Origin of the sequence: Maribacter aestuarii (assembly GCF_027474845.2) — a bacterium.
GTDB lineage: Bacteria > Bacteroidota > Bacteroidia > Flavobacteriales > Flavobacteriaceae > Maribacter > Maribacter aestuarii.
Window position 1 is genome coordinate 937,637 of record NZ_CP107031.2, and the last position, 23,681, is coordinate 961,317.

General features: G+C 37.1%; 30 protein-coding genes and 1 tRNA gene. 14 read left to right on the forward strand and 17 right to left on the reverse strand.

Annotated elements, in window-relative coordinates; all coding sequences use genetic code 11:
• Positions 1-9: 9 nt before the first annotated feature.
• From N8A89_RS04140 to N8A89_RS04150, 3 genes are all read right to left on the reverse strand, one after another.
• Positions 10-1,173 carry a homogentisate 1,2-dioxygenase gene (locus N8A89_RS04140; RefSeq protein ID WP_281541109.1) on the reverse strand — a complete coding sequence of 388 codons (1,164 nt, stop codon included), beginning with the start codon at positions 1,171-1,173 and terminating at the stop codon, positions 10-12.
• 78 nt (positions 1,174-1,251) lie between these two features.
• Positions 1,252-2,385: a 4-hydroxyphenylpyruvate dioxygenase gene (gene hppD, locus N8A89_RS04145; protein WP_281541110.1), complete on the reverse strand. Its 1,134-nt coding sequence runs from the start codon at positions 2,383-2,385 to the stop codon at positions 1,252-1,254.
• Positions 2,386-2,448: 63 nt separating this feature from the next.
• Positions 2,449-3,597 carry a pyridoxal phosphate-dependent aminotransferase gene (locus N8A89_RS04150; RefSeq protein WP_281541111.1) on the reverse strand — a complete coding sequence of 383 codons (1,149 nt, stop codon included), beginning with the start codon at positions 3,595-3,597 and terminating at the stop codon, positions 2,449-2,451.
• A gap of 83 nt (positions 3,598-3,680) precedes the next feature.
• Between N8A89_RS04150 and N8A89_RS04155 the strand changes: the two genes are divergently transcribed.
• The 6 genes from N8A89_RS04155 to N8A89_RS04180 all read left to right on the forward strand — a co-directional run bounded on the left by N8A89_RS04155 (position 3,681) and on the right by N8A89_RS04180 (position 6,746).
• On the forward strand, positions 3,681-4,127 hold the full coding sequence (locus N8A89_RS04155; RefSeq protein WP_281541112.1) for a MarR family winged helix-turn-helix transcriptional regulator: 447 nt from the start codon (positions 3,681-3,683) through the stop codon (positions 4,125-4,127).
• Between the two features lie 173 nt (positions 4,128-4,300).
• Positions 4,301-4,377 (forward strand) — tRNA-Arg (locus N8A89_RS04160).
• Between the two features lie 329 nt (positions 4,378-4,706).
• The gene (locus N8A89_RS04165) at positions 4,707-5,000 is read left to right on the forward strand and encodes a helix-turn-helix transcriptional regulator (RefSeq protein ID WP_289644967.1); all 294 of its coding nucleotides are present in this window, start codon (positions 4,707-4,709) and stop codon (positions 4,998-5,000) included.
• 82 nt (positions 5,001-5,082) lie between these two features.
• A complete protein-coding gene (locus tag N8A89_RS04170) occupies positions 5,083-5,469 on the forward strand; it encodes a helix-turn-helix domain-containing protein (protein ID WP_281541114.1) in 387 nt (128 codons plus the stop codon).
• 5 nt (positions 5,470-5,474) lie between these two features.
• Positions 5,475-6,092 carry a P-loop NTPase family protein gene (locus N8A89_RS04175; RefSeq protein WP_289644968.1) on the forward strand — a complete coding sequence of 206 codons (618 nt, stop codon included), beginning with the start codon at positions 5,475-5,477 and terminating at the stop codon, positions 6,090-6,092.
• Positions 6,093-6,581: 489 nt separating this feature from the next.
• A complete protein-coding gene (locus tag N8A89_RS04180; protein WP_281541116.1) occupies positions 6,582-6,746 on the forward strand; it encodes a hypothetical protein in 165 nt (54 codons plus the stop codon).
• Positions 6,747-7,042: 296 nt separating this feature from the next.
• On the opposite strand, the gene N8A89_RS04185 is transcribed toward N8A89_RS04180, so the two are convergent.
• The 13 genes from N8A89_RS04185 to N8A89_RS04245 all read right to left on the reverse strand — a co-directional run bounded on the left by N8A89_RS04185 (position 7,043) and on the right by N8A89_RS04245 (position 13,300).
• A complete protein-coding gene (locus N8A89_RS04185) occupies positions 7,043-7,480 on the reverse strand; it encodes a hypothetical protein (protein ID WP_281541117.1) in 438 nt (145 codons plus the stop codon).
• Between the two features lie 176 nt (positions 7,481-7,656).
• Positions 7,657-7,809: a hypothetical protein gene (locus N8A89_RS04190; protein ID WP_281541118.1), complete on the reverse strand. Its 153-nt coding sequence runs from the start codon at positions 7,807-7,809 to the stop codon at positions 7,657-7,659.
• Positions 7,810-7,859: 50 nt separating this feature from the next.
• Complete coding sequence (locus N8A89_RS04195; protein WP_281541119.1) at positions 7,860-8,165, reverse strand: hypothetical protein; 306 nt, start codon at positions 8,163-8,165, stop codon at positions 7,860-7,862.
• A 32-nt stretch (positions 8,166-8,197) separates the two neighbouring features.
• Positions 8,198-8,485, reverse strand: a complete 288-nt coding sequence (locus N8A89_RS04200) for a DUF1272 domain-containing protein (protein WP_281541120.1) — start codon at positions 8,483-8,485, stop codon at positions 8,198-8,200.
• Positions 8,486-8,496: 11 nt separating this feature from the next.
• The gene (locus N8A89_RS04205) at positions 8,497-9,231 is read right to left on the reverse strand and encodes a carbon-nitrogen hydrolase family protein (protein WP_281541121.1); all 735 of its coding nucleotides are present in this window, start codon (positions 9,229-9,231) and stop codon (positions 8,497-8,499) included.
• A complete protein-coding gene (locus N8A89_RS04210; RefSeq protein ID WP_281541122.1) occupies positions 9,232-9,576 on the reverse strand; it encodes an avidin-fold protein in 345 nt (114 codons plus the stop codon).
• A complete protein-coding gene (locus N8A89_RS04215) occupies positions 9,573-10,178 on the reverse strand; it encodes a GNAT family N-acetyltransferase (RefSeq protein WP_281541123.1) in 606 nt (201 codons plus the stop codon). The genes N8A89_RS04210 and N8A89_RS04215 overlap by 4 nt, the downstream gene beginning before the upstream one ends.
• Positions 10,179-10,194: 16 nt before the next feature.
• Positions 10,195-11,013 (reverse strand): PhzF family phenazine biosynthesis protein, encoded by an 819-nt coding sequence (locus N8A89_RS04220; protein ID WP_281541124.1) that lies wholly within the window; start codon positions 11,011-11,013, stop codon positions 10,195-10,197.
• Positions 11,014-11,244: 231 nt separating this feature from the next.
• Positions 11,245-11,511, reverse strand: a complete 267-nt coding sequence (locus N8A89_RS04225; protein ID WP_281541126.1) for a pyridoxamine 5'-phosphate oxidase family protein — start codon at positions 11,509-11,511, stop codon at positions 11,245-11,247.
• Positions 11,502-11,945 carry a VOC family protein gene (locus N8A89_RS04230; RefSeq protein WP_281541127.1) on the reverse strand — a complete coding sequence of 148 codons (444 nt, stop codon included), beginning with the start codon at positions 11,943-11,945 and terminating at the stop codon, positions 11,502-11,504. The genes N8A89_RS04225 and N8A89_RS04230 overlap by 10 nt, the downstream gene beginning before the upstream one ends.
• 10 nt (positions 11,946-11,955) lie before the next feature.
• Complete coding sequence (locus tag N8A89_RS04235) at positions 11,956-12,321, reverse strand: cupin domain-containing protein (protein ID WP_289644969.1); 366 nt, start codon at positions 12,319-12,321, stop codon at positions 11,956-11,958.
• A gap of 20 nt (positions 12,322-12,341) precedes the next feature.
• A complete protein-coding gene (locus N8A89_RS04240) occupies positions 12,342-12,812 on the reverse strand; it encodes an OsmC family protein (RefSeq protein WP_281541128.1) in 471 nt (156 codons plus the stop codon).
• Positions 12,809-13,300 carry a MarR family winged helix-turn-helix transcriptional regulator gene (locus tag N8A89_RS04245; protein WP_289644970.1) on the reverse strand — a complete coding sequence of 164 codons (492 nt, stop codon included), beginning with the start codon at positions 13,298-13,300 and terminating at the stop codon, positions 12,809-12,811. Before N8A89_RS04245 ends, N8A89_RS04240 begins: the two co-directional genes overlap by 4 nt.
• A 448-nt stretch (positions 13,301-13,748) precedes the next feature.
• Here N8A89_RS04245 and N8A89_RS04250 point away from each other — a divergent pair, with 448 nt between their 5' ends.
• The 8 genes from N8A89_RS04250 (at position 13,749) to N8A89_RS04285 (ending at position 21,019) form a co-directional block, all read left to right on the forward strand.
• A complete protein-coding gene (locus tag N8A89_RS04250; RefSeq protein ID WP_289644971.1) occupies positions 13,749-16,067 on the forward strand; it encodes a TonB-dependent receptor in 2,319 nt (772 codons plus the stop codon).
• Positions 16,068-16,085: 18 nt separating this feature from the next.
• A complete protein-coding gene (locus tag N8A89_RS04255) occupies positions 16,086-16,772 on the forward strand; it encodes a DUF6250 domain-containing protein (protein ID WP_289644972.1) in 687 nt (228 codons plus the stop codon).
• 116 nt (positions 16,773-16,888) lie between these two features.
• Positions 16,889-17,809, forward strand: a complete 921-nt coding sequence (locus N8A89_RS04260) for a sensor histidine kinase (protein ID WP_281541133.1) — start codon at positions 16,889-16,891, stop codon at positions 17,807-17,809.
• On the forward strand, positions 17,806-18,495 hold the full coding sequence (locus N8A89_RS04265; protein ID WP_281541134.1) for a LytR/AlgR family response regulator transcription factor: 690 nt from the start codon (positions 17,806-17,808) through the stop codon (positions 18,493-18,495). Before N8A89_RS04260 ends, N8A89_RS04265 begins: the two co-directional genes overlap by 4 nt.
• Before the next feature lie 111 nt (positions 18,496-18,606).
• The gene (locus N8A89_RS04270) at positions 18,607-19,434 is read left to right on the forward strand and encodes a DUF6503 family protein (RefSeq protein ID WP_289644973.1); all 828 of its coding nucleotides are present in this window, start codon (positions 18,607-18,609) and stop codon (positions 19,432-19,434) included.
• 114 nt (positions 19,435-19,548) lie between these two features.
• The gene (locus N8A89_RS04275; RefSeq protein WP_289644974.1) at positions 19,549-19,809 is read left to right on the forward strand and encodes a PDDEXK family nuclease; all 261 of its coding nucleotides are present in this window, start codon (positions 19,549-19,551) and stop codon (positions 19,807-19,809) included.
• The gene (locus N8A89_RS04280; RefSeq protein WP_289644975.1) at positions 19,800-20,414 is read left to right on the forward strand and encodes a tetratricopeptide repeat protein; all 615 of its coding nucleotides are present in this window, start codon (positions 19,800-19,802) and stop codon (positions 20,412-20,414) included. Before N8A89_RS04275 ends, N8A89_RS04280 begins: the two co-directional genes overlap by 10 nt.
• Positions 20,415-20,857: 443 nt before the next feature.
• Positions 20,858-21,019: a hypothetical protein gene (locus tag N8A89_RS04285; protein ID WP_289644976.1), complete on the forward strand. Its 162-nt coding sequence runs from the start codon at positions 20,858-20,860 to the stop codon at positions 21,017-21,019.
• A gap of 115 nt (positions 21,020-21,134) precedes the next feature.
• On the opposite strand, the gene N8A89_RS04290 is transcribed toward N8A89_RS04285, so the two are convergent.
• Complete coding sequence (locus tag N8A89_RS04290; RefSeq protein ID WP_281541139.1) at positions 21,135-23,537, reverse strand: TonB-dependent receptor; 2,403 nt, start codon at positions 23,535-23,537, stop codon at positions 21,135-21,137.
• Positions 23,538-23,681 lie beyond the last annotated feature (144 nt).

Sequence of the window (23,681 nt, forward strand, 5' to 3'; positions counted from 1 at the left end):
GAAAGTATTTTAATTTTTATCCAACCAAGATTGATAGTATTTACCATCATCAATTTTCATGGCATTCTCAGTTAGTTGTAAAGGCTTGAACGTATCTATCATTACGGCCAATTCTTCGGTCTTCTTTTTTCCTATACTTGCTTCATAAGTTCCTGGGTGCGGCCCGTGAGGGATGCCCGCAGGATGTAAAGAAATATAACCAGGACCAATTCCAGTCCTACTCATAAAATCCCCATCAACATAATACAGCATTTCGTCCGAATCTATGTTGGAATGGTTATACGGTGCCGGAATGGATTTGGGATGGTAGTCGTACAATCGTGGACAAAAAGAACATATGACGAAAGCTCCTGTTTCAAAAGTTTGATGTACGGGTGGCGGTTGGTGAACACGCCCTGTTATAGGTTCAAAATTGTGAATGGAGAAGCCGTAGGGAAAATTATAGCCGTCCCAACCCACAACATCAAAAGGGTGAGTAGCATAAACCAAATGGTGCAACATCCCTTGTTTTTTAATTTTCATCAGAAACTCTCCCTTTTCGTCATGGGTCTGCAGATCTTGCGGTAATTTATAATCCCGCTCGCAAAAAGGTGAATGTTCCAACAACTGTCCAAACCAATTCCGATATCGCTTAGGAGTATAAATAGGGTGAAAAGACTCTGCGTAAAGAATACGATTGTCTTCAGTATCAAACTCGATTTGATAAATCATTCCTCTTGGAATGATTAAGTAGTCCCCATATTCAAAAGGTATATTTCCTAAAAAGGTCTTCAACGTACCTGTACCCCTATGGATGAACAACATTTCATCTGCATCGGAATTCTTATAGAAATATTCGGTCATTGACTTTTTAGGAGCCGCCAGACCGATATGCACATCGCTATTAACCATCATCGGCTCCCTAGATTCTAAAAAATCATCCTTAGGAGCTACATCAAAACCAATGAGTTTGCGTGAAGTTATATTATTTTCCACCGCAATCTTGGGACGCACGTCAACAGCCTTCTTAATCTCCTTTACTTGTGTGGGTCTATGAACGTGATAGGACAAAGAGGACATTCCGTCAAAACCAATGGTACCAAATAGTTGTTCGTAGTATAAACTACCGTCAGGTTTTTCAAACTGGGTATGTCTTTTCTGTGGAAATTTTCCGAGTTTATGATATATAGGCATCTTCTTTTTCTTAAGGGTTATAAGTTATGAGATACTCATCAAATTTTCTTAACGCAAACCTCATTAGTTTTAACTGAATTAGTGTAATGTACCTCTTAACTCTTGCTCTCTTTCAATAGCTTCAAAAAGTGCTTTAAAGTTACCTTTCCCGAAGGATTGGGCACCTTTTCTTTGAATAATTTCAAAGAACATGGTTGGTCTTGGCTCTATGGGACGTGTAAAAATCTGTAACAAATAGCCTTCGTCATCACGATCTACCAAAATACCTAATTCTTTTAAAGGTGCAATGTCTTCATCTATTTCCCCAACACGATCTAAAACAACGTCATAGTAGGTGTCTGGCACCCTCAAAAACTCTATCCCCCTGCTCTTTAAATCACGGACCGTTTGGATGATATCATCCGTGGCAACGGCAATATGCTGCACACCTTCGCCTTCGTAAAAATCCAAATACTCTTCAACCTGAGATTTTTTGGCACCTTCGGCCGGCTCATTAATCGGAAATTTAATACGGCCATTTCCATTGCTCATAACCTTACTCATTAGTGCAGTATATTCTGTAGAAATATCCTTATCATCAAAAGAAAGAATATTTACAAACCCCATCACGTTTTCGTAAAAATCTACCCAATGGTTCATACGGTTCCAACCTACATTACCCACCATATGATCTACATATTTCAATCCCACTGAATCCGGGTTATAATCTGGTGTTTCCCAAGCAGTATAACCTGGCAAAAAGATTCCGTTGTAGTCTTTACGCTCTACAAAGATATGAACGGTCTCTCCATACGTATAGATACCGGCACGTACTACTTTTCCGTTTTCGTCCTTTTCCGTAACTGGTTCCATATATGATTTGGCCCCTTTACTTATGGCAGTTTCATAGGCATAAGTCGCATCATCAACCCACAGGGCGACGACTTTAACACCGTCTCCATGTTTATCAATATGTTTTCCGATTACTGTTCCACTTTTTAGAGGAGAAGTCAATACCAATCGTATCTTATCCTGTATGACCACGTAACTTTCGCGATCCTTTAATCCAGTTTGTAAACCGGCGTAAGCATAGGATTGAAAACCAAAAGCAGCTTTGTAGAAGTGTGCGGCCTGTTTTGAATTACCAACATACAATTCTATATAGTCCGTTCCATTTATAGGCATAAAATCTTTTGCATTTTTATGCAATTTGGGTAAGGTAGTAGTAGCCATAATATTGTCTTTTTTATTTATTGTTGCATATGCAACAAATATATTGAATTTTTATATAAGTTATTAAATTAAATCGCTATTTAACAAGTCCTTCAGTGCGTTTAACATAGCCTCATTTGCCGCTCTAGTTCCAAACGATATGCGGACTTTTCCAGGAGCCCCAAAAACTCCTACAGGTCTAACCATAATACCTTTTTGTTCCATGAAGGCAGTGAATTCCAAATCCTGTATTGGCGGGTCTATCAAAACGAAGTTACCTTCCGTCGGCCAAAATTTTATTCCCAACTCCCGTAGTCCTTCCAATACAAATTTTCTTTCTGTACGTACCAAATCTACTGTACGATTTACAAAATCAGTATCTCTTAGGGCAGCGATAGCTCCTTCAAGGGCTAAAGAGGATAACAAAAAGGGTTTGCAGACTTTACGAACGTAGTTGCTAATCTGCAAAGTAGAATAACAGTATCCTACCCTAAGTCCGGCAAGTCCGTAAGTCTTGGAAAAACTATTGATAGCTATAATGTTATAACCCTTGAGTACAAAAGGCAAGGCCGAGGTATAATCGGCAGCTTCCGCAAAATGACGGTAGACCTCATCGTAGACTACGATTACACTTGAGGGCAATCTTTCTAAAAAATCGTGAAGTTTATTCTTGGGTATGTAATTTCCAGACGGATTGTTAGGTGAGGCTAAAAAAATCAATTTGGTCCGCTGGGTCACCGTTTCCAAAATGGCATCCAAATCATAGTCAAAATCTGCTGTCATAGGCACATTGATAGCCCTTGCCCCCATCCATCTTGTAAAAGCAGTGTAAGGCAAAAAACAGGGTTGAGATACGATAATTTCATCTCCATCGGACAAAAAAACCTTAGAAATTATATCTATGATCTCGGAACCGCTATTGGCGGTTACGAAATGATCTACTGTAAGCTGTTCATTAAAATCAATTACTAAGGCTTCCCTTAACCTAATATCTGTATTATCCGGATATAAACTAAGTTCATTAGTGGCCTTGTTAATTGCCTCTTTTGCTTTTTCAGAAAAACCCAATGGATTCTCGTTTGAAGAAAGCTTGTGTACCTCAACACCTTCCGGCATAACTATTTTTTTACTACCTCCCTTATAGGTACTGTCCTCTTGGATGTAGGTTTTAAAAAAATCGCTATGTAACCCTTGTTGTTTAACCATATTCAGTAAAGCCAAAATCTTACTCAAATGTAGTGTATTTTTTCAATATTGTTGCATTAACAACATTATTTTGTAATTTCACCTTACTTTTGGACGTACAACTATAAAATATGGACAGGACCGAGGGTTTTGGGGTATACTTAGATCGCACATTAAAAAAAGTGCAAAGTACTTTTTTAAGGGCCTTTACTGAAAATAATATAGACCTTACCATTGAGCAATGGGTTATCCTACGCCGTGTTCACCTATTAGGTTCGGATGCCTCACAAGCCGAGATAAGCAATACCAATTTCCGAAATAGGGCCACCACATCCAGAGTTATCAGTGGTCTTTGCAAGAAAGGCTTTTTGAGAAAATCGCGTTTTAAAGATGACCAGAAGCGTTATAAGTTAGAGATGACAGCAGAAGGCCAAGAGCTGATGGATAACGCTATGCCCATTATACGCGAGATTCGAAAAATGAGTATTGAGCATATTGATGAGGCAGAATTTGATATCTTCTTAAAAGTTCTGGACCAGATTTGGGAGAATTACGACCAATACGAAAGTAACCAGTGAAATGAATTAGTTTATGCCCTTATTGAGTAGAAAGCTCAACCTTTGCCACATCACGAAAATGCCAACTTCCCTTTTCCTGTGATAAAGACATCTTTTATTCATTTTGGTTTTACCACTATTTAATTTTTAGTAGATTTGCACCCACATTTGAAAAATCATTTTTTAAATGAGAGGGTCGCGTAGCTCAGCTGGATAGAGCATCTGCCTTCTAAGCAGACGGTCAGAGGTTCGAATCCTCTCGCGATCACCAATGTTTATAGGGCTTCCGATTTCTCGGGAGCTTTTTTTTTATGAAAGTGGTACAACATAGGTACAACAAATGGCATTTGCGTTCACTGTTTGCGATTACTTGATGTCTATTATGGGTCAATGAAACATTTCCCATCCCAATAACATCCTCCATAAATTCAGCTGTGCGACACGATCAAATGAAAATTACGTGTTGCGCAATTCGAACCGATTTTTAAGATTCGCTGAAAATTCTTCAAAAACCACCGTTTTAAAACGTTAAAATTTCCTTGGCTTTCCTTTGTCGGTACCTGCACTTCTAATTTGGATCGAACCCTAAAAAGAAATACCATGGAAGAAAACGAAAACGTGGTGGGGCTGCTCTCCGATATCAAGGGACTGCTCGGGCACCAAAAAAAAGTAATGAACGTCGACGACCTTGCCGCCTATACGGGTCTGTCAAAGAGCAAGATCTACAAGCTTACCCATCTGAAGCTCATACCCATGGGAAACAATCCCCATATCCGCCAGAAATTCTTCGACAAGGACACCATCGATGCCTGGCTATTGGGGGAACCCGATCTTTCGGACGAGACTTTGGAGCATAGATTCAACGAGCAGCAGCTGGTGAAGAACCGAAGGTAACCGGAAAACCATTGGCATGAAACCTAGGGAACGGAATTTTCAGGGCATCTGGATACCGAGATCGATCTACCTGAACACGCAGGTGAACTGGCATGCGAAGATCCTGTTCCTCGAAATACACAGCTTTACCGAGAACGGCAGGGAATGTTATATCTCCAACAGGTATATCGCCTCCTTTCTCCAAATTTCCGAACGACAGGTCACACGATATATTTCCCTGTTGAAGTCCCTGGGATGGATAGCGGAAACCTCCTTTAACGGAAGAAGGCGGTACCTGAAAAGCCTGTTGCGGTTCGGGCACCGAACCGGCGACCCTGCCTGGACAATGGTTTCAGGGCAGCCTGGACATAAGTGTCCGGTCAGCACCGACAAAAGTGTCGGGTATACCAAACAAGTAATAAAAAAAGGGAATAAACCATTTACTTCTTTGAAAGAAGAAAAAGAAAATAGAAATCCAATATTGGAATAGTCGCTATGGAAAAGGGATGGTCGGGACAGTTTCGGAAAAAGGCAACGGATGGAAAACCATTATGTTCCCCAGAACTTTTTAAAAAGATTTTTTGTAGGGCGGCACGGGAATATTATGCCCGTACCGATCTCGATTTCGAAGTTGATAGTAGCAACAAGAATTTCCTCGGGCATTTTTGCAGATATTGGAACCGGGACCCGGCATTCGAGGTACTGGAGAACATTTCGCTCAGAAAGGGATTGTTGGTCTTCGGTTCCTATGGTACCGGAAAGACCTCAAGTTTCAGGATCATACAAAACATGTCCGAACAGTACGGACTAAGGACACTGTGGTTTCCTATCATCAGCGCCCAGGAAGTAGTCGATAGATACAATGCCGAAAGGAACAAGGACGATATCATCCAATATTATTCCAAGGGGACCTTCCTGTTCGACGATCTGGGGAGCGAAACGGTCGGTAACAATGTGTACCAGTACGGAAAGGAGGACATATTCGTGCGGATCCTGCTCGACCGTTACAGGAATTTTGAAACCCGTGGGACAAAAACGTATATCACGACCAATCTGGACTATTCCCAAATAGAGCATCGGTACGGAAGAGACAGATCTTGGACCGTTTCGTAAGGATGTTCAATCGATTGAAATTGGACGGCCCGAGCCGAAGGAAATAGCTAGTAAAAGAGAAAATTTAAAATTCAGAATGTACACTGGAAACATCGCGAGAAATACATGCTAATCGGGGGGAAAGTAAGAGGAGAAGAGCAAGAGGGTAACGCGCTGAAGCGACGTTACTTTATTTAAGTTGTTATGTTTCAAGAGGTTATTGAAAATGCAAGCTTTGCAAAGGCCCATATTTGCGGCAAATGCAGCGGGAACACCAATAAAATGGTAAAAATTTGCGGCAAATCGCCTTCCTGAAAAATTGCCTGATTTTTGCCGATTTGAGTCAAATGGCTCCGAAAGCCCCATAAAATGGAAGAAATTTGCGTCAAATCACATTAATTGTACTGAATTAGAATGAGCGACCAATGCTATCCCCGAAACGGGAGCTATCACATAAACAACCGGGGCAAAGCAAGTTTTTAACCTAAAACTGAACCCACGCTTTGTTGCTTGCCAAGGACAATTCCGTTAAAAAATCCCGTTCCTGTGGAAGTTGAAAAACCTTCGGATATTTCAACCTCCTCGGTACCGCTGATAAAAGCATGGAGCGTAGAGAAAACGCCCCATACCTTTATCTATGCCAATGCTCGTTCACGTACCATCGACAAAAAATGATTGCATGCAGAATCAAATTAAGCAGGTTGCGCCCTATGGAATTTTTGCATTACGCTTATCTATCGGAACACTACAAAAATTCCACAGGATCCATGCGCAAAGTTTAAGGGTAAGTATTTGGGACGAGTATTTTTCAAATGAGTGGCAAAAATCGTTCGTTTTAAAGTACTGTACTAGGTTTATCACAGAAGTTGTTATTAGCATTGGTTCTCTGTACAAGTTAGTTTTTCGCAAGAATGGTAGACCCCTAAAACAAAAGTTATGTAAAAGTAAAATGTCTAATTAGTTCTTTCAAGTCAAGATACCATAAGCAAAATTATAAGTGTCAAAATTCCAATTATCGTAGTAATAATTCCAATAGTTTTTGATTTCATCCATCCAGAAAGAGCGATAAGTGATGAAAGGGCGATTATTCCAATCATAAAAGCTGCACCGCTGATCTTTCTCGGAAAGTCAAAGTCCTTCTGCTCAATTTCCAATGGATAACCATCAGTTGTCATTTGTAAAAGTTTTGTCAGACCAAATACGGAAACAAGAAAACAACAGGCTGCTACAGTCGCTATTATTAATAAAGAATTTGATATTCTATTATTATTTTTTGAAACTATTATGTTAGCAATGTATGCTATTGAGAAGCCAGCTAATAAAGCACTTATTAAAATGAAATTATTGGCCAGTTCATTTAAATATTCAGAAGTCATTTCAATTGTACCCATAATTAATTCTTTTTTCAATTTTAGCTATTACTACTCTTTTTTCCTAACATTAGGTATCAAGCGTTTTTTACTTAATATTCGAGAATATGCATGAGAAAATTTAAAAATTTGGTAGTATCTAGGATATATTTATAAATCTTTTGATAACTCAAAATAATACTGTTATCTATTTACTACTTTAAAAAAAAACTACGCTAAATAATCGCCTTCTGAAAAAAACATACTATTCCTCTTTGGTAATGTTCGGGCAGCCCATTCGTATCCTTAAGCTTTTTGGTTCCTAAAAATTCAAATCCAAGTTTTTCATAATGTCCGATTAAACCACTATTTAAACCAACAGTATCCATACGAATATATTTAAGGCCTTTGTTGTTTCCATATTCGTTCGCCTAATGAATTAATTTTTTAACCAGGTTTTGCTCTCTAAAACTGGATTTGTAGCAATCCGATGAATATAAAGCGAAGGCTCTTTGTTTTTGTCTCCCCAAATTAATTCGTCATTTAATGTTGTCGCCCATATGCATGCAATTTTATCTTCAATCAATAACTTCCATTGTCTATTTTCCTCTATTTCATTTAGTATTAAATCATTCGGAAATTCAGGCCAGTGAACTTGATTTTTTGATTTCATATAGTTCGTTGCGGAGCTGTACAGGTTAAGTATGTTATCTATATCTATCAGTTTACTATTTTCTATACTCATACGGCTTGTTTTATGGTCAATATTTAGTTTTTCTATCTGTCGGAAGGCATAATTTTTTTGAATTTATTTAGCGTCTGTTGAAATTTCTCCATGTTAACCGGTTTTAGTATTTTCTTGTCAGATGGCGGGTATTTGTATAAAAGTTCTTTTGGTCTTGTTGGTCTTTTTTCAAAACCACCGCCACAATTTGGACAGACATTTTTTAAAATAGTGTCAACGCAATCCTTACAAAAAGTACAATCAAAAGTACAGATCATAGCCTCCTTACTATTGTTTAGTAGTGGAATGTCACAATTTTCGCAGTTTAATCTAATCTCCATAACGCTATTTATTAATTATCGATTTGTAAAATGGTTGCCTCTTCACTTTCAGTTTCGTAAATCAGCAAACCTTGATGTTTTTTGCCAAGTTGGGCTACTAACTTTCCATCTTTATTCCATGCAGCACTTTTTCCATTACTCATAAAATTATCGCAGTAACCTACACAGTTTGACATGAGTATCGGTATCTTAAATTCTTTGGCTATTGATGAAAAATGTACATAGGCCTTTTTATTTCCCCTTTCAGGCTTGGCTACACTTGCAATGTAGATATCGGCCTTGTTTTCTACGGCTTTTATAAAGTGTTCCCGCTGTAGTGTCTCATAACAAATTCCAAAAGCGATTTTCTTTTCTTTTATAATTAAGAAAACCTGATTGTTACTACTAACAAAATAGGGTAATTCATCAGCATGCAGTAGCTGTTTGGAGTATATCAATCGCGCTTTATGGGGTCGAAATAATAGCATACTTATGTTGATGCCCTCTTTAGATTGGGTTGGCATTCCTATGCCGATTGTGAGTTTGTTTGTATCAGCTACTACTTGAAAGGAATTGAATCTTTCATCGTCTATAGTACAAGCAAGTTTTTCGGCCAATTCCGGTTCGTAGCCTATAATGGATAGCTCAGGAAACACTATCAAATCGGGCTTCGAGGGTAGTGCACTTTTAATTAAGTTCAGATGGTTCTTAATATTCAGGGAAATAGCTCCTTTTTTAGCGGATGCTTGTACAATGCCTATTCTCATTTAATTTGGCATTAATTCTTCTAAAATAGATATTCCTCCTGAATTGTCCCCAGAGGTCCATTGCCAAGTTTCATGAAGTTGTATTGCACCATTATCCATAATTAGAGGTTTTGAAAAGCATATTCCCGTCATTAGTTCTCCTTTGGTATTTACTTGATGATAGCGCATTTCTATGGTCCCATCTTTGCTGACTAAACCAATGAGGTGTCCTTTTCTTATTTGCCCACCTCGGTACTCCGAAGTTAGAATATCACCGCTTTGCTTATACTCGAAAATGGTTTCTTCTGATGTTTCTCCGTTTTCTGTATTTTGAATAGCCCTGAATCTTTTTTTATCGTAGTTCATACATTATAGGATTGAAACTCTGTGAATATGTTATTTTTTAGAGTATCCCATTCTTCTCGAATGATGCTATAGTAAATATCATTTCTACTCTGGCCGTTTGCATCTATATAATTGTTTCTAAAAGTACCTTCCCTTGTTGCGCCAAGCTTTTCAATCGCTCGTTGAGATCTTATATTTTCTTGGTCAGCACTAAATTGGATACGCCGAAACCCTATAGTTTCAAAACCGAATTTCAATAACTCGTATTTACAAGCTTTGTTTAATCCAGTTCCTTGAAAATCCGTTCCATACCATGTCCAGCCGATTTCACATTTTTGGCTGGATTCATTCAGATAACCGTATCTGGTGCTGCCTGCGACTTTACTAGTTGCCTTATCGATAATGATAAAGGGATAGCAGTTGCCCTTGTTTTTATCGGAAATGGCATTCACCACATAATTTTCGAAATCCGACTCGGCATTCATGTTCATGCCCATATAGCTCCAAATTTCTTTTTCAAAGATGATGTCTTTAAGCTCCACATTTCTTGGATGCTCAAAGGGCAACAGTAGAACCGAGTCGTTTTCTAATTGTACTTCTGCGTTTAGAATTTCTATTTTCATCAGCGTTAACTTTTCTTCAGATACTTAGCTCTCCTTTTAAAACTATTTGAGCCTCACTTTTTATCAATAATTTAGAAGCACTAATTAATTCAACTTCCATAAATCCGGTCCTTTTAGAGCATTGAAATGAATTCATTTTCTTTTTGTTCAATCGATTACTCCAATATTTTGCTAGGAAGGTATGGGTCCCTCCTGTTACAGGGTCTTCATTTGTGCCGCTCCAAGGCCAAAAGTATCTTGATTCAAAATCAAAATTTGTTCTATGAGAGGGCGCGGTTATCAATACTCCGTTTATGGAATCATGTGAGCGCTTTAGTTTTTCAAAATCTGGTGATAGATTTTCTAATTGTTGACTACTTTCAATTTCAAGAAGTAGGATTTTTGTTTCTTTATTGAACACACTATTTAGAATGGTTTCAATACCAAGTGCTTTTAATAATTCATCAGGTACATTTTGTGGTGCAGTTTCATAAATTGGGAATTCCATTTCAATTTTTACTCCACACTTTCGAATCATTAAATCCAAATTCTGGATATTCTTAAAATGTATTGTATTTATTTTTGGGTTAATTTCAAAAAGAACTTTTGAAGCAGCTAATGTTGCGTGTCCACATAGTGGAATTTCCATCACTGGCGAAAAATAGCGGATAGAATATTTATCCTGATTTTTTATTTGTGTGATAAATGCTGTTTCTGAAAGCCCTAATTCTTTGGCAATAGTAATCATTTGTTCATTCGACAGGGTTTGATTTAATAAACAAACACCAGCTGGATTACCCTTGAAGGGCTTATCTGTAAAAGAGTCAACTATATAGGTTTCTATGGCGTACTTCATTTTTATGAAATGTTTGGTTAATTCCGTTGCTCATATTGTGGTCGTTTATATACCATATGCTTTTTTCGCGCTTTCAATTTGCTCATTCTCGGTTGTTTCTGGATAGAGCAGATATCTGGGTGCAATTATGGGCTTTACGTTTTCTATATTTATTTTTGTAACTGTATTAAATGGATATCTGCCCGCTGTCATTTTAGTCAGTACTTTTTTTATCTCCAAGAAATCCGGAGCTTATGAATTTATAATTTCTGCACGTCCTTTAATCTGATATCCCTTTTGAACTAGGATGTCGATAAAACTTACACATACGCTTTTATGAGCTTTAATATTCTTAACAGTTTGTGGGGATGCGATGTTGGCAATGATGATTTTATCTTTCTGATAAGACGTAAATATCTCTTTGGGCGAGACATTTGGAATGTTTTCGGTTGATATCGTTGCCAGCCAGCATAGAACGCTTTTGTCAATTGAAGCCCTTATCTCCTTTGTTAGTTCCATTGTTGTAATTCAATTAAGTTTCCTTCTGGGTCTCTGGCATAAACGAAAGTAATTTCACCAACGCCTTTTACTTCTTTTTTGGTGATTATACCTTGGGTTTGCCCACCATTTTGGATGATACACTCAAGTATTTGTGCCACATCTTTAACCTCGAAAGCGATATGCCCGAAACCTCTTTTATTAGGTAGTATAGGTCCCTTTGGTATGCCGTTTTGATATTGGTAAATTTCTAGCGTTGGCCCGTTTTCGCCATAGCCGGGAAGCAAGAGGTGAGCGCCCTCTAGCTTGGCGTTTTTTAGACCTGTACCCTTGTCTAACCATTCGCCTGATTGTTTCCTGATAGGAGGGACTATTTTACAATCGAAAGTTGTAATATAAAAATCTGCAAGCTTTTTCCAGTTGACACTTACAATATTGGTATGGGCAAATCTCATCGCTGTGTTATTAAATGGTGTCTGGATCAGAAACTGTAAGACTATTGTTCACATTTCCTGTGTTCAGGGTAGCAGCGGGTTCAAAAAGCATTACATGCACTTCCTCAGGAGCGTAAGGCTTATGTGCTACCCCCTTTGGAATAACCACAAGCTCCCCGGCTTGTAGATAAAGGGTTTTGTTATTCAGTTCGATATATAATTCTCCACTGATGACATAGAACAATTCATCTTCATTTTTATGATGGTGCATTACGAACTCACCTTTGAACTTGGCCACCTTCACGAGTTGATTGTTCAGCTCACCTACAATCTTTGGCGACCAGTAATCCTCAAAGCTGCTGAATTTGTGTGCAATGTTTATTTTTTCAATTTCCATGTTACTGTCATTTGAAGCTGTTAATGAACCGTTGTTTTTGGAGCATGTCCTATTTTGAAATTACACGAATTGGCGATAAAGCACATTTTATTGGCTTCTTCATGAAGTTCAGTGGCTTTAGTAATCATCGTTGTATCCTTTACTTTTACTTGAGGATGGAGTGTAACTGCAATAAAAGATCCGCTTCCGTTTTCATTTTCGCTCATGACTCCTGTGGCCTTATCTAAGTATTCAGTGACCGTAATTTGATTCACAGCGCATAAATGCAAATACCATAGCATGTGGCACGAGGCTATAGATGAAAGAAAAAGTTCTTCTGGATTGTATCGGGAGGGGTCGCCTAAAAATGATGGGTCAGAAGACCCCATGATGGGGTGTGTTTTACCTTTAATATGTATTGAATGATTTCTGTTGTAAGAACGATAGCTCACTGTCCCCTTGCCTTTGTTTCCTGTCCATTCCAGCGCAGTTTCATACTGATGTTTTTTCATTTTTTTTCATTTACCAATTCGTTGGCGATACGCTCGCCAAAGGATGCTTTTTCTAGATTAGCCTCCAGCTGTTCTAAATGCGGCATAATCTCCGTATTTTCATTAAGAAGCTCTAGGGTCACTTTTTTTCCTATTTCCCAGATTTTTGTAAATAAAGGCATCGCGTCCTCTGCTTTTTTGGTGAGGTTGAAAATGGTTTTCCTTTTATCTAAAGGATCTTTTAGATTTTTCAGATACCCTTTGTTAATCATCTTACTGGTCATATTCATAACAGATTGATGGGTGAATTTTAATCTATTAGCTATTTCCATAACAGAGACATTAGGCTGATTATTTACGATCCACAATACTAGATACCAATTAGGTTCTGTATCCATGTCAAAATCACGGTACATGGCACGTAAACTATGGGACATTTTATCACTAATGCGTTTTAACCTCGTATCAAGGTTGGCGTAGCCTAATTGTTTTACTAAATCGTTGTCCATTGCTTTAATGCTTATACAATTATACAAAATACGCAGTTAACTGCGTAAAATTGCTATAAAATATTTTGAGATTTGAATTTAAGAGAATTACCGTTCTAACTTTTCCTTATCCGCAATAATTGTATCTAGTTGTTAACTAGTACAGAGGCATATACTTTATGATTGTATCCAATAAAGTCCAATTTTATTCAAAAGTTCAGAAGTACCAAAAGCAGCCGATTAAAGGAACGAGTTGAGGAAATTGAAGTAGTTCTGAAAAATATTCGCTTTATAAAACTATAAAATATAATATAAAATCAGCTTTGGAATTGAGTTGTCTACATCTCAAAATCTATATATTATACCATAACGCCTTTAAGCGTTCATTTACAGACCAAACCCATACACTAACAGAATAAAATTTTCTTTATACCAGTATTCTATCACATTTGCTGGAAAGTAAAGGTAAATGCGATTATTAATTCTATTACTGTTTTTTGGTTTAACTAGTTCCTACGTAAATGCACAAAATGAAACCTATCAAGGCGTAGTTGTAGACGATAATTCTAAAGAAACCATACCTTTTGCTACGGTCGCAATTTACAATGACTTCGTTTTAATCACCGGTACAACGACAGATGAAAACGGGCAGTTTAAACTGAAAGTAGCAGAAGACTTCACCCATTTTGAAGTCAGTTTTATTGGGTATGAAAATACCAAAGTTCAATTTACAGAAATACAAAATCTTAAGAATATTAGGTTTGTCCTCACACCATCTATTACAGCTCTGGACGAAGTAGTCGTGCAGGGAGAACAAACTACTTCACAACTAAAAATTGACCGAAAAATCATTAATCTAGGGGCCGACTTACAACAGGCAGGAGCTACCACACTTGATGCCTTTGACCAAATTACAGAAATACAGACCGATTTGGGTACTGGAAGTTTATCGCTAAGAGGAAGCGGTAATGTTCGCCTTCTTATTAACGGGAAACCATCCAGCATGAACCCCACAGAACTGTTAGAACAGTTACCGGCATCATCAGTGCAGCGCGTAGAAATTATTACCTCACCTTCGGCCAAAAATCAAGCAGATGGGCTTTCGGGCATTATTAATGTAATTCTTAAAAAAAATGGCACAAAGGGCCTAAATATGAACTTAAATGCAGGAGCTGGAACTATGCGTTATAGTTACGGGGTCGACGGTAACTACAATCTTTCTTGGCTTAATTTTAGATGGAACCTTTCACAAACCGGCAGGGGTATGAACAGTAAGCAATCTATTTCTCAATTATATGATAATGGGAATACTCGAGATTTTTTTGCGCCTCATGATTTTTATGGCTTGTCAAAAAGATTGGATACTGGGTTGGATTTTTTCATCAACGAGAATAATGAACTCTCGGTTGGGTTGGATTATACAAGGGATTTTCATGGATTTTTTAACGATACCTTTTACAGCAACGTGCCCGATAGAGAGGATTATGTGTATACCCGTAATTCTTCGCATGACCATGAAACCACCAATTTTAACGTCAATTATAGGACAAAGTTTACTGGAGAGAATCACTTTTTAGAATTTGATTATCAGTTTTCCAACAACGATAACCTTTTACCCGCTATTGATTTTGAAGAAGATGTCTTCCTTTTCAACGAAGACCGCAAAAACGATAATATTCTCAATGCTATTGCATTGGACTATTCCTTACCGCTAACAGAAAAAATTTTAGTAGAAGCAGGGGGTTCTTGGAACGGTAGAAACTTAACCAGCTCTCTTTTTACTAATCTCGCTGGAGCTCCAGAATCATTCGATGTTTTTAAATATGATGAATCATTATTGGGAATTTACGGCCTAACAAATATTACTTCTGGAAAATTAACCTATCAGGTGGGGCTTAGATATGAAAACCTTATATCTAATTCTATTAATCTTTCCAATAGCCAAACCACAGATTTAAAGTTTTCGAACCTGTTCCCCTCCCTTCATATATCCTATACCATTAATGAAACGAACACATTAAATATGGGATACAGCCGAAGGGTATCGCGACCAAACTTTAGGAACATCAATCCTTTTCAAGCTAGGAATCAATATTTTGAATGGGTGGCCAACCCAAGTCTTCGGCCAGAATTCAGCAATAACCTAGAAACCAATTACCAGTACAATGGAGAAAAGTTAAGTGCATCTGCTGCTTTCTTTTATCGATACAGAACTGACGTCATAGAGCGTTTGCAGAATATTGATGCCGAAGGAGTTCTGCGCAACGTTTTTGATAATATAGGTGAAAAACATTCTTACGGGGTGGAGGCAAGTATGAGTTATAAACTTATGGATTTCTGGAACAGTCAACTCTTCGCAAACTATTATCACACCACAGTAGACCAAGATATATTTCTGAGTTGGGACGAGCTGTATTCATCGAACCTGATTTTTAAAAACACCTTTAAAATAAGTAAGGCCTTAAGTGCGGATATCTCTTACAGACAGAATTTTAAAACACAAAACGTCTTTGATTTTATTGACGCCAGAAATCGAATAGACGTCGCGGTTAGGCTAAAGCTTTTGGAAAATAGGCTGGCCATGAACTTGCGTATTGTAGACCTGCTGGATAATAATTTAATGTATAGAACCGCTGTTACCCAAAATGTTACACAGAATGAGGTGTGGCGATTTCAATCACAAACCTTTGGCTTCCTACTAAGTGCTAGTTACAAACTATTTCAAAACAAAGGAAGAACAAGAAACAGGAAAAACAGAAACTACCAATACGGTGGTACAACAGACTAATTTTTTTAACTACTACTTATGAAAAAGAAATCGCAAATAGCCATTATTATATTGTTAAGTGCTACGGTTTATAGCTGCGGACAAAACAATAAAGAAGAGATATCAGTAAAAGAAATGGCGACATGGCAAACGTTTGACAAAGGTAAAAGTACTATACAGGGAGATGAACTAAAAGTTGAAGAAATAGAAGGTTCAGATGGTTATTTTTTGATTAGTCCAAAGGTATATGAAACCGATTTTACACTTACGTATAAAGTAAAGGCATTATCGGAATCAACCGTGTTGATTACCCTATTTTCGGTCTTACAAGAAGGTGATAATGGCACTTTTTCAGTTCCTTCAGAATCTGCTACACCACGAGAGGTCTGGAATTGGCGTAGTGGAATGAAACACTACAATTTAACTATTAATAACCGCTCACACGGTATTACCCCGTTCTTTTTTAAGAACGTTCCTCCCAGTTCCAGAGGTTTTAATGAAAGACTCGAGGAAAATATCATGGAAGTGGGTCAGTGGTACGATGTCGAAATTGGAAAAAAAGAAAATCGATTATGGTTTAAGTTAGATGGAAAGCTATTTTTTGAAGTTGAAGACCCTGAACCATATCAAAAAGGGCGACTTATTTTTAGAATAAGCGGTACTACTGGAGAAAAGGTCATTTTTGCCAAAGCGGCTTTTAAAGATATTGTTATTTCATACGAATAGAGCGTACTTTGTAGCCAGTGGAAAACCAGAATACCTATCAGAAATTTATACGAATTGAACCCTTTTTTCATGGGCTGCTGTGGTGTTTGGTATTGTTTTATCCCTATATGAAGTATATGGGCAGAGAAGGTGGATATCCTATGTCTTTTTTGCATGAGCTAAATTCGCTGTTCTTTAAGATGACAATATCATATTTTTTATATGTATGGTATTTCCCTAAGAAGCAGCACTTAAAATATCTGCCAATTGTACTTATTGTGTTTGTGCTTAATGTCTTGGGCTATAGTAATACCGACAACTATTTTCACGCTAACTCCCATGATTTTTGGATAAATTTTGTATCGCAATCATTAACCTACATTGCATTCAGCTTTGTCTTTTTCACCATTTTCATTATTAAAAAAAGTTATAAAAAACAGCTAGAGATACATCAACTTACGCAGGAAAAACAGCAAGCCGAAATACGGGCGCTTAAGGCACAGGTAAATCCTCATTTTTTGTTCAATACGTTAAACACCATCTATGCCAATGCCCTTAAAAAAGATGATAAAACACCTGAATTGATTTTAAAACTTTCGGATGGATTTAGATATATGCTGCACGAAGGCCAAAAGGAATTTGTTACTATTGAACAGGAGATACAACACCTAAAGGATTATGTGCATTTACAGGAAGAACGATTGGCAAAAAAGATAAAGGTTAATTTTTATACCAGTATTGATGATCAAACTCAGCTAATTGCCCCTTTGTTATGTATCGGTTTTGTGGAAAATACCTTCAAATATACCAGTATCTTAAAAGGAGAGCAGCATGAGATTACCATCAAAATAGAACTGAAAAACAAAACCTTTACGCTCTCCTGCAGTAATCCATTCGATGCCAAAGCAGTTGATGAAATTGATGTAGATTGGAAAGAAAGTGGCGTCGGTATAAAAAATACCAAAGAAAGACTTGCCCTTTTATATCCTAAAAAACATACGCTAGTTATTAACGAAGAAGATGGTGTTTTTAAACTAAAACTAGAAATACGGTTATGATACAATGTCTGATTTTAGAAGATGAGCAATCTGCGGTAGAAATACTCGAGGCTTACATTGAAAAGACTCCTTTTCTAAAATGCTTGGGTTCTTATGAAAGCGGATTGGATGTTCCTCAAAAGCAATTGCAAACAGCTGATATTTTGTTTTTGGATATCCAGTTGCCCGAGTTAAACGGACTATCCTTTTTAAAAACCTTGCAAAACCCACCATTGGTTATCGTAACGACCGCCTATCCGAATTATGCCATTGAAGCTTTTGAAGAAGCGGTAACGGATTATCTGGTAAAGCCTTTTTCTTATGAACGTTTTTATAAATCCCTCTCCAGAGTTCGTATGGTATTAGCAGAGCAACAAAAAGATACCAAAAATCAAATCTTTCTGTATGCAGATAAAACCATTTATAAGACCAATATAGAAGATATTCTTTATTTAAAAGCAGAAGTAGACTATGTAAATGTGGTAACCCAAGAAAGAGAGGTTCTCGTACTCGATAGCCTGCAGAATTGGTGTGAAAAGCTACGCCAATTTAATTTTAAAAGAGCACACCGTTCCTATATTATTAACCTGGACCAGATAGAAAAGGTTTCTGGAAATCAGATTTTCGTAAAAGGTAATATCCTCTCAATTGGCAGAACCTACAAACAAGATTTTTTGGAGGCTTTACAGAAAACCGGACTTTTTTAAGTTCGTCTACAGTTGTCTACTTTCTAGCTACACTTACGGAGTGCATAGCCACTTAAACCATACCGATTAAGCAATTGTCCTATTTTTCATGTTTAATTTAATTGCAAATCAATGACACACAGAAGGCTTTTTATAATAGTTCTAATCATCTCGCTAAATCTATTCGCCTGTAAACAAGCGGAAAAGCAAGTTGAGAACCCTCAGATTGACATTACAAACCCTAAAGATATACTCGAAGCAGTTGAAGCTGCACATGGCGGATGGAATCATTTGCGCAGTAAAAATGATGTGGAATACCATTATGAATATACCGTTCCAGAGGGTAAAGCGGATATTTCTACCGAACGCTACATATTTGATTCTGAAACCTCATTTGGTCACTATACACGGCACGAAATAAATACCCTGCCAAATGAAGATGGCATTGTAATACATCTCTTTGATGGTGAAAAAACAACCCTTACACTTGATGGGAATGCGGTTGAGAACGAACAAACTATTTCGGTTGGTCAATTCGTGAGACGTGCCAATTATTTTTGGTTTGTTATGCCTTATAAATTGAATGACCCTGGGACAATTGCAAAATATTTAGGCAAAGAAGTTTATAATGGTATTGACTACACAAAACTAGAAATCACCTATGATGCAAAAGTAACAGGAAAAGAAAAGAATGATATTTATATCCTTTACGTAAATCAGAAAACGCAGTTAATAGACCGGTTTTATTTTTCATTGCCTTTTTTAGGCATCAATGCACCCGTAATCTTGGCGGAGTATACTTATGAAATGGTTGAAGGACAGAAGCTGGCAACAAAAAGAAACTATTACTTGCCAAAAAAAGATGGGACGTATGATACCAATCCAAGTATCACGCAAAAACTTTCTAACATCAAATTCAACAATGGATTTACGCCAGCCAGTATTGCTCATGTTGGGTAAGGATGAATCACTATTATTAAGACATGTTGACATCCTAACATCAGATGTCTATCAGACATCTGATAACTATTTATAAAATAATCTATCAAATCTTAATCAATTAAAATCAAAAATATGAGTATCCTAAAAAATGTGGTTCTTGTAACCATTTCACTGACTTTTTTCTGTTGTCAATCGCCAAAATCAGAACGTGATATTGAAGACGAGTTTGTTGAAAAATATGCTCCTAAAGATTTAAATACATATGGATTTACCCTTGCTGTAGATTCAAAGATACCGGAGGTACATCAACTTTTTAATGATTTGTCGGCAAACTTCTACTTTTATGGCGATAAAGAAGAGTTTGAAAAAAAGCGGCCAAGATTATGGAATTAGACCCCAATTATCCTAGTGGATTTTTAATGGGAGGTTTTTATGAGCAAGATCCTGAAAAACATAAAGAAAAGGTAACCAAAGCGTTTGAACTCTCTAAAAAAACAAATCTAAAATCTGAAAGAGATATTATGCAAGCAGAGTATTACCTGCTAGTAGAAGATAATTATCCTAAAGCACAAGAATACTTTAAAAAAGTAGTGGATATGTACCCTGATAGTGCTGCGGCCATATGGTCTTTAGGCATGGCCTATTATTACAATGGCGAATTTGACAAGGCGTTAGAATGCTATAAAAAAAGCACTGAACTAATCCCAAATTTACCTAAGGGATATGAGTTCATGTCTGTGATGTATTACTCCAAAAAGGACTATAAAAAGGCCTTAGAATATTTGGAAAAAGCTGAAGAATATGGCGCGAATGCCAAAAATGATTTTTACTACGCAGAGTATGTGGCTATGGTTTATAATAGAAATGAAATGTATAATAAGACATTAGATTATATTGAGACTACGCGCAAATACGGTGAGTTGTATAAGAATAGTGAAACCTTCGAAAAAATAGCAGAGATTGCCAAGGCTAAACTAGATTCTATTCAGGCAATGTAGCGATAGACAGTTAACATCACTAAAAAAGGCCATCTAATAATTTAGGTGGCCTTTGTATTTGCTTTTATAATGAAAAGCTATGAGTTTTAAACTGAGAATAGATGTAACTCTGATACTGACATTGCTAATAGCTAGTTGTGTTACTTACTGAAATGGCTTTGGAAAAAAGCGCTTCATTTGATGTAAGTTTACAATGAGGCGAAATACCAATAACGAGGTCTATAAGATTATTGACACGACCAAAATATACAAGCTAGTTTCCGTTTTAAATATTGATGGCAAGAACAGTACGTATTTGAAAGAAATTAATACGTACTTTTTAAAATTCTATACTGATGACAAAGTAGGTAAGTTTTTTTTATTGCTATAACATTGATATAAATTCTTTAAATCCTAAAAAAGCGACCATTGGTGTTTATAAGTACTCCAAAGGAGAACTAACGATGCAAACCTATTTTCGTAGTCCTCAAGGTGCCGGATTCATAAAAGAAAGACTAAAGAAACATACTACCGATTTTCTGGAATTTGGAAATGAAAACTATGGTAGCGGGTATGAGAAAGTAGATATCCCTAAAGAATTTTTAATCTACACCCCGGATTGGTAGCACCTTTGAACCAACTTAGTCAAAAATATAACTATAAAAAACTCCCTACCCATGACATATTGCCATAGATAGGGAGAATTTAAAACACTAATCCAAATTTTTGTAAATAGAAATGCTACAGAAGCTTATCTGCCTTCTCGTTTTTATCCCTATTTTTCCTTTTCACACTTTTATTCTTTCCGCTTCCAAAGCGGTATGCCAAACCTAAGTATACAGAACGGGAATCTGTTTTAAACTGCCCCTCCTGAATGATGGTTCTAAAGGTTTCAAAGGCAAAGCGTTGTGTTCTAAAAATATCATTGAAGTTTAGACTTAGTGTTCCCTTGCCTTTGGCAAAATTGTAGCGGGCACCGGCATTCATAAAGAAGTTGTCTTTTAAATCATATTGTAAAACACTTTGCCTTCCACTATAAAACGTAAATAATTGAAAGGTGAGGTCCTTTGTGGCTTTAAAACTGTTATTCAGCTTCGTATTCATTAACGTATTGTTCACTTCCACACTTTCTCCCTCGATAAAACCTTTTTGGGTTCTTGAGTACACATCAAAACTTCCGTTAAGGCTCCACCAATTGGTAGGCCGATAAGTAGCGGATAATTCAACTCCGTAGGCGTCATTGCTATCAAAGTTATCGTAATCAACGATTAAGACCGTAGGATTGTCTTCATCAAAAAACCCTCTTCTATTGATTTCGTCATTGATTCTTCTATAAAAACCGCCAAATGTAAAATTCCCTTTTTCAAGTCTTCTGCTATAATTGAGTTCTACCGAATTGGTGAATTGAGGTACCAAACTTGGATTTCCAGTAAGGATCAACTGTGGTGTACTTAACTGCCTGATAGGATTAATCTGATTTAAGGAAGGGCGGTCAATTCTTCGGCTAAAACTCAACTGATACGAGTTTTTGCTCTCCTCGCTAGGACTATATTTTAAGAAACCTGATGGGTAAATATTAAAAAGCTTATCGGTAAAATTAAATGGCGCTTCCGAAACTTCGTTGAATTGGGTATCCACATTGTAATCTTCTAATCTAATTCCAAGATTATATTGCCATTTACCTAAACTTTGGCTAAAAGTGGTGTAAAAGGAATGTATATCACGATCATATCTAAAATCTGAATTCCTAAAATCGGAACGGTCAGTGATATAAGTATTTTCCGTGCGCCGTAAACGAGTTTCCAGACCAATTTCTAGAGTTGCACTTTCGGAGAGCGGATTTACATAATCCAAGTTTATGGTGGTGTTGGTTCGGGTGTCATCAATAAATTCATCATAGTTTGCTAGGGGCGTATTTCCAGTAAAATCCAAATCATTATTGGTGTCGCTTTTTAAGGTGTTATAATCAACTTCCAGTTCTACGAAATGTCCTTCGTTTGAAAAATCATGCTTAAAATCTACATTGTAAGATGCATTGATATTATCCCGATTGATCAAATCGAACTGATTAAAATCTGAACCTGGATCGTCTAAAAATGTAATGTTTCGTTCTGCATTCGATATAGCATCAAATATATTCTGATTGGTGTAAACAGATAATGTGTTTTTGTCATTGATATAGTAGTCGACCCCGAATTTGAACAAGTGCGAAGTGCGGTCGGCAACACTTAAAATATCTTGCCCTGTGCGTTCTACAGTTCTATTGATGAATCCGTTGGTAACTCCCTCTCCCAATCTGTTGCCGTAGCTACCGTAGAAATTGGCTTTTCCGTTTCTATAATTTAAGCTCAGGGAATTATTGTAGCGAGCACGTTCTCCATAGGTAAAACCAGTATTTATAGAACCGTTGAACCCCAGGTTGGTATTCTTTTTTAAAGTAATATTAATTATACCGCTCATCCCTTCTGGATTGTATTTTGCGGATGGGTTCGTAATCAGTTCGATGGTTTTAATAGATGTAGAGGGTATTTGTTGTAAAAGCTCTCGAGAACTAATATTTGTAGGTTTACCGTCTACGAGCACACGTACGTTTTCATTGCCGCGTAATGACAAATCTCCATCTTGGGTAATACTCACCGATGGAATATTGCCCATTATATCACTTGCGGAAGCACCGGCGGTGGTAAGGTCCTTCCCAACGTTGATGACCTTTCTATCAATTTTCTGCTCTATCGTAGAACGTTCTGCAGAGACCTCGACGGCCTCCAATGCCACAGCATCTTCTTCTATAAAAATAGCTCCCAAGCTCAATTTTTTAAGATCGGTATCGAGAGTTAGTGTTTTAACGTGTGTTTTATAGCCGATATATTGGACCTCAAAATTGTAGTTTCCGAATAAAATATTATCTAGATCAAAATTACCGTTCTCGCCTGTGATGCCCCCTGTAACAATAGAATCGCCCGATTTCAGAATCACATTGGCATATGGGATTGGTTCTTGCGTACCAGTATCGAACACCGAGCCTGAAACAACTCCTTTTTGACCAAAACTAAAAAAGGAAAACAAAATAAAAATCCATAAAACATGGGATTTCAAGTTCTCTTGGAACCATAATAAGAAATTGACTGTGAAAGTTTTTTTCATTGTAAAAAGTTGAATTTTAAACGAATCTAGAAGGAAGTATAGAGCCTTCTTTATCACGTAGATATAGAATTGGTTAGTGATGCTAAAGGCTTTGAAAACAGAGTTGAACACAATTGTCTACAAAAAGACAGTTTTGGGCATCGT